The organism is Acidovorax sp. sif0632 (assembly GCF_019218805.1).
Taxonomy (GTDB): domain Bacteria; phylum Pseudomonadota; class Gammaproteobacteria; order Burkholderiales; family Burkholderiaceae_C; genus Acidovorax; species Acidovorax facilis.
Genome location: NZ_JAHUWW010000013.1, coordinates 18,914 through 27,732, shown reverse-complemented (window position 1 = coordinate 27,732; position 8,819 = coordinate 18,914). Strand labels below are relative to the sequence as shown.

14 protein-coding genes and 1 pseudogene are annotated in these 8,819 nt (G+C 61.1%); 13 read left to right on the top strand and 2 right to left on the bottom strand.

All coding sequences use genetic code 11. The features are described 5' to 3' along the window. The 13 genes and pseudogenes from KW832_RS25435 to KW832_RS25375 all read left to right on the top strand — a co-directional run. Positions 1-125 (top strand): annotated as a pseudogene (locus tag KW832_RS25435) (elongation factor Tu); the annotation flags it as partial. A 26-nt stretch (positions 126-151) separates the two neighbouring features. After that, positions 152-463, top strand: a complete 312-nt coding sequence (gene rpsJ, locus KW832_RS25430) for a 30S ribosomal protein S10 (protein ID WP_005796953.1) — start codon at positions 152-154, stop codon at positions 461-463. Positions 464-695: 232 nt separating this feature from the next. Beyond that, on the top strand, positions 696-1,370 hold the full coding sequence (gene rplC, locus KW832_RS25425; RefSeq protein ID WP_055394981.1) for a 50S ribosomal protein L3: 675 nt from the start codon (positions 696-698) through the stop codon (positions 1,368-1,370). Then, positions 1,370-1,990 (top strand): 50S ribosomal protein L4, encoded by a 621-nt coding sequence (gene rplD / locus KW832_RS25420; protein WP_008906425.1) that lies wholly within the window; start codon positions 1,370-1,372, stop codon positions 1,988-1,990. Before rplC ends, rplD begins: the two co-directional genes overlap by 1 nt. Then, entirely contained in the window at positions 1,987-2,301 is a 315-nt protein-coding gene (gene rplW / locus KW832_RS25415; RefSeq protein ID WP_010467173.1) for a 50S ribosomal protein L23, read from the top strand. The genes rplD and rplW overlap by 4 nt, the downstream gene beginning before the upstream one ends. 2 nt (positions 2,302-2,303) lie before the next feature. Beyond that, the gene (gene rplB / locus KW832_RS25410; RefSeq protein WP_010467175.1) at positions 2,304-3,128 is read left to right on the top strand and encodes a 50S ribosomal protein L2; all 825 of its coding nucleotides are present in this window, start codon (positions 2,304-2,306) and stop codon (positions 3,126-3,128) included. A 10-nt stretch (positions 3,129-3,138) separates the two neighbouring features. Then, entirely contained in the window at positions 3,139-3,414 is a 276-nt protein-coding gene (gene rpsS / locus KW832_RS25405; RefSeq protein WP_010467177.1) for a 30S ribosomal protein S19, read from the top strand. 9 nt (positions 3,415-3,423) lie between these two features. Then, entirely contained in the window at positions 3,424-3,756 is a 333-nt protein-coding gene (gene rplV, locus KW832_RS25400; RefSeq protein WP_007847806.1) for a 50S ribosomal protein L22, read from the top strand. 15 nt (positions 3,757-3,771) lie between these two features. After that, positions 3,772-4,653, top strand: coding sequence for a 30S ribosomal protein S3 (gene rpsC / locus KW832_RS25395; protein ID WP_010467178.1), 882 nt, complete (start codon positions 3,772-3,774; stop codon positions 4,651-4,653). Between the two features lie 2 nt (positions 4,654-4,655). Then, the gene (gene rplP / locus KW832_RS25390; RefSeq protein ID WP_015012190.1) at positions 4,656-5,072 is read left to right on the top strand and encodes a 50S ribosomal protein L16; all 417 of its coding nucleotides are present in this window, start codon (positions 4,656-4,658) and stop codon (positions 5,070-5,072) included. A 16-nt stretch (positions 5,073-5,088) separates the two neighbouring features. After that, the gene (rpmC, locus tag KW832_RS25385) at positions 5,089-5,283 is read left to right on the top strand and encodes a 50S ribosomal protein L29 (RefSeq protein ID WP_055394985.1); all 195 of its coding nucleotides are present in this window, start codon (positions 5,089-5,091) and stop codon (positions 5,281-5,283) included. A gap of 9 nt (positions 5,284-5,292) precedes the next feature. Further along, on the top strand, positions 5,293-5,562 hold the full coding sequence (rpsQ, locus tag KW832_RS25380; RefSeq protein ID WP_055394987.1) for a 30S ribosomal protein S17: 270 nt from the start codon (positions 5,293-5,295) through the stop codon (positions 5,560-5,562). Between the two features lie 258 nt (positions 5,563-5,820). Continuing rightward, positions 5,821-6,330 (top strand): peroxiredoxin, encoded by a 510-nt coding sequence (locus tag KW832_RS25375; RefSeq protein WP_218301921.1) that lies wholly within the window; start codon positions 5,821-5,823, stop codon positions 6,328-6,330. Between the two features lie 142 nt (positions 6,331-6,472). Here KW832_RS25375 and KW832_RS25965 read toward each other — a convergent pair whose 3' ends face one another. Together KW832_RS25965 and KW832_RS25365 are read right to left on the bottom strand one after the other, a co-directional pair. Beyond that, entirely contained in the window at positions 6,473-7,360 is an 888-nt protein-coding gene (locus KW832_RS25965) for a reverse transcriptase family protein (protein ID WP_370628786.1), read from the bottom strand. Positions 7,361-8,309: 949 nt separating this feature from the next. Next, positions 8,310-8,801, bottom strand: a complete 492-nt coding sequence (locus tag KW832_RS25365; RefSeq protein WP_218301918.1) for a GNAT family N-acetyltransferase — start codon at positions 8,799-8,801, stop codon at positions 8,310-8,312. Positions 8,802-8,819 lie beyond the last annotated feature (18 nt).

Genomic DNA, 8,819 nt, shown 5'->3' with positions numbered 1-8,819 from the left:
GTGACAACGTGTCGATCACTGTGAAGCTGATCAACCCCATCGCCATGGAAGAAGGTCTGCGCTTCGCTATCCGCGAAGGCGGCCGTACCGTGGGCGCTGGCGTCGTGGCCAAGATCATTGCTTAATTCATAAGCAGAATAAGGAACTTGCCATGTCCAAGCAAAAAATCCGCATCCGCCTGAAGGCGTTTGACTACAAGCTGATCGACCAGTCCGCTGCCGAGATCGTTGACACTGCCAAGCGCACCGGCGCCATCGTCAAGGGCCCCGTGCCCCTGCCGACACGCATGAAGCGTTTCGACATCCTGCGCTCGCCGCACGTCAACAAGACCAGCCGCGACCAGCTCGAAATCCGCACGCACCAGCGTCTGATGGACATCGTGGACCCAACGGACAAGACCGTTGACGCCCTGATGAAGCTCGACCTGCCTGCTGGCGTGGACGTCGAAATCAAGCTGCAGTGATGTAGCGACGGCCGTTGTGAGGTGGGTCCGCCCACCTTGCAGTGTCTGAAATAACGCGAACTTGCTTGAAAAAGCAGTTCGCGTTATACTTTAGGGCTTCGCTCAATTTGCGCCTGTTAAAAGGTGTGCATTGGCGGAGTTTTATTAACCTTCTTTCATGCACGCGGGCGAGAGCTTGCGGAAACGCTGCAGCCAATTGAAGTTGTGGCGGTGAGAGTTTTGGAGAAAACCAATGAGTCTGAGCAACTCCCTCGGGTTGCTGGGTCGCAAAGTGGGCATGATGCGTCTGTTCACCGATGATGGGGACGCAGTGCCTGTCACGGTGGTGGATGTGTCCAACAACCGCGTTACCCAGGTCAAAACCCAAGAGAACGATGGCTACGTGGCCTTGCAGGTTACGTTTGGTTCGCGCAAAGCATCGCGCGTAACCAAGCCAGAAGCCGGCCACCTTGCCAAGGCAGGTGTGGAAGCCGGTGAAATCATCCAGGAATTCCGCGTCACTGCTGATACCGCTGGCAAATATGCCGCAGGTGCAGCTGTGCCCGTAACCGATGTGTTTGCCGTGGGCCAGAAGGTCGATGTGCAAGGCACTTCCATCGGTAAGGGTTACGCCGGTACCATCAAGCGTCACAACATGAGCTCGCAGCGCGCGTCGCACGGTAACAGCCGTTCGCACAACGTTCCTGGCTCGATCGGTATGGCACAAGACCCCGGTCGCGTGTTCCCCGGCAAGCGCATGACGGGCCACCTCGGCGATGTCACCAAGACCACGCAAAACCTCGATGTCATCCGCATCGACGAAGCGCGTCAACTGCTCTTGATCAAGGGCGCTATTCCGGGCTCCAAGGGTGGGTTCGTGACGGTGCGTCCAGCGGTCAAGGCCAAATCTTCCAAAGGAGCGAACTAATGCAGCTCGAACTCCTGAATGACCAAGGCCAAGGCGCGTCCAAGCTGGATGTTCCTGAAACCGTGTTCGGTCGTGAATACAACGAAGATCTGGTGCACCAGATCGTCGTGGCCTACCAGGCCAATGCACGCCAAGGCACTCGCGCCCAGAAGGACCGCGAGCAAGTCCGTCACTCGACCAAGAAGCCTTTCAAGCAAAAGGGTACGGGTAACGCACGTGCAGGTATGACTTCCTCGCCACTGTGGCGTGGGGGCGGTCGGATTTTCCCGAACATGCCTGACGAAAATTTCACGCAGAAGATCAACAAGAAGATGTACCGCGCCGGTATGTCTGCCATCTTGTCGCAGCTGGCCCGCGAAGGTCGTCTGGCTGTGGTCGACTCGCTGAAGCTTGACTCCCCCAAGACCAAGGTCCTGGCCGACAAGTTCAAGGCGATGAACCTGCAATCGGTGATGGTGATTGCCGACGAAGTGGACGAAAACCTGTACCTGGCTTCGCGCAATCTGGTGAACGTGCTCGTCGTTGAGCCCCGTTACGCCGATCCCGTGTCGCTGGTGCGTTTCAAGAAAGTGCTCGTCACCAAGGGTGCAATCGACAAACTCAAGGAGATGTTCGCATGAGCACACTCAAGTTTGACGAAGGTCGTCTGATGCAAGTGCTGGTCGCTCCCATCGTGTCCGAAAAGGCCACCATGGTTGCTGAAAAGTCCAATGCTGTGACGTTCAAGGTGCTGCAGAACGCAACCAAGCCAGAAATCAAGGCCGCTGTGGAATTGATGTTCAAGGTCGAGGTCAAGGGCGTCTCTGTGGTGAACACCAAAGGCAAGACCAAGCGTTTTGGCAAGACCATCGGCCGCCGCGACAACGTTCGCAAGGCATACGTCACGCTGCAACCAGGTCAAGAGCTGAACCTCTCCGGGGAGGCCGCGTAATCATGGCTGTCATCAAGATGAAACCCACTTCGCCCGGCCAACGTGCCGTGGTGAAGGTCACGCGTGACCACCTGTACAAGGGTGAAGCGTACGCCCCCCTGCTGGAGCCACAATTCCAGAAGGCCGGTCGTAACAACAACGGTCACATCACCACCCGCCACAAGGGCGGTGGCCACAAGCACCACTACCGTGTGGTGGACTTCAAGCGCAACAAGGACGGCATTCCGGCCAAGGTTGAGCGCATTGAGTACGACCCCAACCGTACGGCCCACATCGCTCTGGTGTGCTATGCCGACGGCGAGCGCCGCTACATCATCGCTCCCCGCAACCTGGAAGTGGGTGCAACCCTGCTGTCCGGTTCGGAAGCCCCGATCCGCGCTGGCAACACGCTGCCTATCCGCAACATCCCCGTGGGTTCGACCATCCACTGCATCGAGCTCAAGCCCGGTGCCGGTGCTCAGATCGCCCGCTCGGCTGGTGCTTCGGCAACGCTGCTGGCCCGCGAGGGCGTGTATGCCCAGGTGCGTATGCGCTCCGGCGAAGTGCGCAAGATCCACATCGAATGCCGCGCCACCATTGGTGAAGTGGCCAACGAAGAGCACAGCCTGCGCCAACTGGGCAAGGCCGGTGTGAAGCGCTGGATGGGTATTCGTCCTACGGTTCGCGGCGTGGCCATGAACCCTGTGGATCACCCTCACGGTGGTGGCGAAGGCCGCACCGGCGAAGGCCGCCATGCAGTCGATCCTTGGGGCAATCTGACCAAGGGTTATCGCACCCGTAACAACAAACGCACACAGATCATGATCGTGTCGCGTCGCAAGAAGTAAGGGGTAACAGATGACTCGCTCTCTTAAAAAGGGTCCATTTGTTGACCATCACTTGCTGGCGAAGGTCGAAAAGGCCGTTGCCACCAAGGACAAGAAACCAGTCAAGACCTGGTCGCGTCGCTCCATGGTTCTGCCCGAGTTCATCGGTCTGACCATTGCCGTGCACAACGGCAAGCAGCACGTACCTGTCTATGTCACCGACCAGATGGTGGGCCACAAGCTGGGCGAATTCGCCCTGACGCGCACCTTCAAGGGTCACCCCGCTGACAAAAAAGCGAAGAAGTAAGGAACGACCATGTCTGAAACACGTGCAGTCCTCCGGGGCGTCCGTCTGTCGGTCGACAAGGGCCGTCTGGTCGCTGACCTGATCCGCGGCAAGAAGGTGGACCAGGCTCTGAACATCCTGAACTTCACGCAGAAAAAAGCTGCGGGAATCGTCAAGAAAGTTCTGGAGTCGGCCATCGCCAATGCCGAACACAACGATGGCGCTGACATCGACGAACTGAAGGTAAAGACCATCTACGTCGAACAAGGCACCACGCTCAAGCGCTTCACCGCGCGCGCCAAAGGCCGCGGCAACCGCATCAGCAAGCCCACGTGCCATGTGTACGTGACGGTTGGCAACTAAAGGCTCGGGAAGACTATGGGACAAAAAATCCATCCTACCGGCTTCCGCCTTGCGGTCAGCCGCAACTGGTCCAGCCGTTGGTACGCCAGCAACCGCGACTTCGCGGGCATGCTGGCCGAAGACATCAAGGTGCGTGAGTACCTGAAGGCCAAGTTGAAGAACGCGGCTGTGTCGCGCATCCTGATCGAGCGTCCAGCCAAGAACGCCCGCATCACCATTTACTCGGCACGTCCTGGTGTGGTGATCGGCAAGAAGGGTGAAGACATCGAGAACCTCAAGAAGGAACTCGCTGCTCGCCTGGGTGTGCCAGTGGCAGTCAACATCGAAGAAGTGCGCAAGCCCGAAATCGATGCCAAGCTGATCGCCGACAGCATCACGCAACAGCTCGAAAAGCGGATCATGTTCCGCCGCGCCATGAAGCGTGCCATGCAGAACGCCATGCGTCTGGGTGCCCAGGGCATCAAGATCATGTCGTCCGGTCGTCTGAATGGTATCGAAATCGCTCGTTGCGAATGGTACCGTGAAGGCCGCGTGCCACTTCACACGCTGCGCGCCGACATTGACTACGGTACCTCTGAAGCCAAGACCACCTACGGTGTGATCGGCGTCAAGGTCTGGGTCTACAAGGGCGATACGCTGGGTCGTAACGACCTGCCTGCCGTGGAAACCCCACGTCCAGACGAAGAACGCCGCCCACGCGGTCCACGCCGTGACGGCCGCCCAGGTGGCGATCGTCCAGGCGCAGGCCGTGGCCCACGTCGTCCAGTCGGTGGTAACACCGCTCCGGCCGACGGCAGCGACAAGCCAGTGGAAGCTGGTGGCGCTGATAACACCGCCGTTAAGCGCGTACGCAAAGTCGCCGCGCCCGCTACAGCAGCGGACGGAAAAGGAGAATAAGTATGCTGCAACCTGCTCGCCGCAAGTACCGCAAGGAGCAAAAGGGCCGTAATACCGGTGTCGCAACGCGGGGTGCCTCCGTTGCGTTCGGTGATTTCGGTCTGAAATGCACCGATCGTGGCCGTCTCACGGCCCGCCAGATCGAAGCTGCACGCCGTGCGATTTCCCGTCACGTCAAGCGTGGCGGCCGTATCTGGATCCGCGTGTTCCCGGACAAGCCAATCTCTACCAAGCCCGCAGAAGTGCGTATGGGTAACGGTAAGGGCAACCCCGAGTACTACGTGGCCGAAATCCAGCCCGGCAAGATCGTTTTCGAGATCGTCGGTGTGCCTGAAGAACTGGCCCGCGAAGCGTTCCGCCTGGCTGCAGCCAAGCTGCCGCTGCGCACCACGTTTGTCAGTCGTCACCTTGGCGCTTAATTCAGGAGAACAAGCAATGAAGACTACTGAACTTCGCCAAAAAGACGTCGCCGGTATCGAAGCCGAAATCAAGGCGCTGCAAAAGGCCCACTTCGGCCTGCGCATGCAAAAGGCTACGCAGCAATTGGCTAACACCAACACGCTGCGCACCACCCGCCGCGATATCGCCCGTGCAAAGACCATTCTTGCTGAAAAGCAAGCCGCCAAGTAAGGAGCCCACATGACGGAACCTAAAAAATCCCTCAAGCGCACCTTGGTTGGCAAGGTGGTCAGCGACAAGCGTCAAAAGACTGTGACCGTGCTGGTCGAGCGCCGTGTGAAGCACGAGCTCTACGGCAAGATCGTTGCGAAGTCGAGCAAGTACCACGCCCATGATGAAAATGGCGAGTACAAGCTGGGCGACGTGATCGAAATTACCGAAAGCCGTCCGCTCTCCAAGACCAAGAACTGGGTGGCTACCCGCTTGGTGCAAAAGGCCGGTCTGCTGTAAATCAGCATCCCATTGCCCCGGGGTCAAGACCCCGGACGGCAAAGCCTTTCAAAACGACCCACAATGTGGGTCGTTTTGCTTTGTGGCCCACTTTTTTAGGACTCAGGCAAATCGGGATGCGGCATCAACTCGCTTTGGCGTGAGTCGCTTGTCTGAGCCTTGTTTTGCGCACGTCATGTTGTGTTGGCGGCGCGGGGCACTTCGCGTATCCAATCCCATTCATCCCACTATCCATTCCACCATCCCAAGGAGATAACAATGATCAAAGTCGGTGACACCCTGCCTGCCAGCACGCTCATGGAATATTCGGAAGTCGAGGGCGAGGGCTGCAGCATCGGCCCGAACCCTGTGCCTGTAGACAAGGCTACGGCTGGCAAGACGATTGCCCTTTTTGCATTGCCCGGAGCGTTTACGCCCACCTGCTCGGCCAAGCATGTGCCAGGCTATCTGGAAAAGGCCGCCGAGTTCAAGGCCGCAGGTGTGGATGAGATCTGGTGCGTGAGCGTGAACGACGCCTTCGTCATGGGCGCATGGGCGCGTGACCAGAAGACCGATGGCAAGGTCCGCATGTTGGGCGATGGCGATGCCACTTTCGCCAAGGCCACCGGTCTGACGCTGGATCTGACGGGCAAGGGCCTGGGTCTGCGCAGCAACCGCTATTCGATGCTGGTGCGCGACGGCAAGGTGGTCACCCTCAACGTGGAAGCCCCGGGCAAATTTGAAGTGAGCGACGCTGACACGCTGCTCCAGCAAGCCCAAAAGGCTTGAGTTCGGCGTTAACCGGCTGCGCCGAGTTGCTCCCTGCGATGTGGGGCGTTCTGGCTTGGGCCGGCTACCGGGGTCGCCATTGCTGTGGCGAGAACTGGCGAAGCCGGCCATAAACGTGATCCCGGGAAGGCCTTGAGCGGATCTAAATCTCGTTGGAAAACCGGATGGCTTGGAGCAGCTGCTTCAGCTTCGCACTGCGTGTCGGCGCCAGCCATTGACTGGCCCATTGGACCTCGCCGGTCAGCCGGGCCCGTTCGCTGATGTCCACCTGGGGCTGTTGGCCCAGCCGGTGCAGGCGCGCCTTGAGGATGTCGAACTGTGTGCGGCTGTAGTTGGTACGCTCGTTGACCACCAGTCCCGTCACATATTGCCGCTGGTGCGCTGGCATCACGCGGGTCTTGTCCGCGCGCAGGGTGAATCCTTCGTCCTGGGCAATGGCGGTCACCCAGGCGCGCAAGTCCACCCACTGCGGGTGCAGCGCCTTTGAACCTGAAAACACCAGGTCGTCGGCATAGCGTGTGTAGCGCGCGCCAAAGCGCTCTGCCAGGGCGTTCAGCCGCAGGTCCAGCCCGAAGGCGCACAGATTTGCCAAGGCGGGCGACGTGGGCGCACCCTGCGGCAAATGGGGCTGTTTCAGGCGCGTGTTGATGGCACGGCGCTGCGCGATGGCCTCCCGCGGCAGGGGGGCTGCTTCCAGCAATCGTTCCCGGACGGCCTGAGGGGTTCGCGTGGTGGTCAGCCGCGTCAGCAGCTCGGCGGCCGGCCGGCCGTGGCCCAGTGCCCGCCACAGCGCGCGCACGCGGGTGGCCGTGATGCACATGAAGAAATCGGCCAGGTCAAACCGTATCACCACAGCCTGCTGGGTGTGGACCTGTGCGTGGGTGCCCACGCCGTGGCCGCGCACAAAGCCATGCGCGGCCTCGTGCACGGGCACGCCAGCCAGCAGGCTGTCCAGAATGCGGCGCTGCGTGCTGGCCAGGCGCGGGCGGGGCGCCTCCAGCAGGCGCAGCCCACCGCTGGGCTTGGGCAGCAGGCGGTAGCGATAGTGCGAAAGGGGCCGGGCATGGCCCCCGTCCTGGCGTTCGCGCCAGTGCGCATGCTCGGGCGCGAGCCACAGGAGGTCATCCAGCGAAACGGCCAGGGCCTCGGTCACGTCGGTGGCGGCCAGCAGCACGGGCGTGGTGCGCTCACGGCCCATCCATGCGGGGTGCGCGCCTGCCGTGGCGGAGCGCAGCAGCCAGTGCAACGGCTCCCCGGTGCGTGGGCTGGCGGCCCAGGTGCGGAAAGCCCGGGCGAGTTGGGGGTCGGGCCATTGGTGCAAAGGCAGGGCTAGTTCGACGTTTTCATCGTCGTCGCCCGCCAGCTCGTCCCAGGCGTCCTGGTCTTTTTCCTCCTGCTGGCTGAAGGTCGTCGTAAGCGACTGCAGGGTGGCGCCATTGCGCAGCCCCGCTTTGCGCCACCAGACACCCCAGCACAGCCAGGTGGCCACGTCCTCAGGCTCCAGCCGCGCCCATTCGGCCCCGGACGCGTGGGACAGGCGGCGCAGCTGTTCGAGCAAGGGCGGGGGCAGTGGAACGGGGCTGTCCGCCAGGGTCGTGTTGTTACCCAGGCAGGCACCTGCGCGCGCTGCCAGTGCCTGGAGGGTGCGACGCTCCGGCTCCCGTGCATCGGCCAGCACGGCCATGGCCAGCGCCTTGGCCAGTGCGCGTGTGCGGGCTGGAGTCTTCGTCACGAAGCTGCGAAGTGTAGGAAGTTGGCCCGGTGTCAACCTGCGGGTTGGGTGCGAACTGCACGCCACGGGTGGCGGGAGGTTCGCGCGCCGCGATGGACGCGTTGGAAGACAACACCGTGGGGCTGCCCCACGGCTCGATCCTGATCAACAGGCTCGAAGTGCTTGGCACCGGGCCGGTCTGATTCTATAACTGCTATAAATTTAATAGCTATTGACGCAATATCAATGAGCGCTAGGCACCAAAACCTCAAGAAATATCAACCTTGAGGTAGTGCGCCCCCGCAATGGGGTTGTGGTAGTAGGGTGGAATCTCTTCAAAGCCCAGGTCGGTGTACAGCGCCCGGGCCGACTCCATGTCGTCGAGCGTGTCGAGCAGCACGCAGGCGTAACCCGCCTGGCGCGCCCGGTCGAGCATGGCCTCCGCGAGTTCGCGGCCCAGGCCGAAGCCCCGGAAGGCTTTGCGCACGTACAGCCGCTTCATTTCGCTCGCGTTGGGGTAGTCGGCCGTATCCAGTGGCCGAAGGGCGCAGCAGCCGGCAATCGCCCCTTCGACCTGGGCTAGCAGCAGTGCGCCGCGCGGCGGGCCGTAGTCGCCGGGCAGGCCTGCGAGTTCGGTCTCGAAGTCCTGGAAACACAGGTCTACGCCGAGGGTGTCGGCGTACTCCCGGAAGATGGCGCGGACCGCTTCCATCTCGGCGGGCGAGGTGGGGGTCAGCAGGGTGACGGAAGGCTTGTCCAAAACGCAGTAGTTCAAAAC

Coding starts and splice junctions, on each gene's coding strand:
- rpsJ (WP_005796953.1), top strand. CDS start 152: ATGTCCAAGCAAAAAATCCGCATCCGCCTGAAGGCGTTTGACTACAAG.
- rplC (WP_055394981.1), top strand. CDS start 696: ATGAGTCTGAGCAACTCCCTCGGGTTGCTGGGTCGCAAAGTGGGCATG.
- rplD (WP_008906425.1), top strand. CDS start 1,370: ATGCAGCTCGAACTCCTGAATGACCAAGGCCAAGGCGCGTCCAAGCTG.
- rplW (WP_010467173.1), top strand. CDS start 1,987: ATGAGCACACTCAAGTTTGACGAAGGTCGTCTGATGCAAGTGCTGGTC.
- rplB (WP_010467175.1), top strand. CDS start 2,304: ATGGCTGTCATCAAGATGAAACCCACTTCGCCCGGCCAACGTGCCGTG.
- rpsS (WP_010467177.1), top strand. CDS start 3,139: ATGACTCGCTCTCTTAAAAAGGGTCCATTTGTTGACCATCACTTGCTG.
- rplV (WP_007847806.1), top strand. CDS start 3,424: ATGTCTGAAACACGTGCAGTCCTCCGGGGCGTCCGTCTGTCGGTCGAC.
- rpsC (WP_010467178.1), top strand. CDS start 3,772: ATGGGACAAAAAATCCATCCTACCGGCTTCCGCCTTGCGGTCAGCCGC.
- rplP (WP_015012190.1), top strand. CDS start 4,656: ATGCTGCAACCTGCTCGCCGCAAGTACCGCAAGGAGCAAAAGGGCCGT.
- rpmC (WP_055394985.1), top strand. CDS start 5,089: ATGAAGACTACTGAACTTCGCCAAAAAGACGTCGCCGGTATCGAAGCC.
- rpsQ (WP_055394987.1), top strand. CDS start 5,293: ATGACGGAACCTAAAAAATCCCTCAAGCGCACCTTGGTTGGCAAGGTG.
- KW832_RS25375 (WP_218301921.1), top strand. CDS start 5,821: ATGATCAAAGTCGGTGACACCCTGCCTGCCAGCACGCTCATGGAATAT.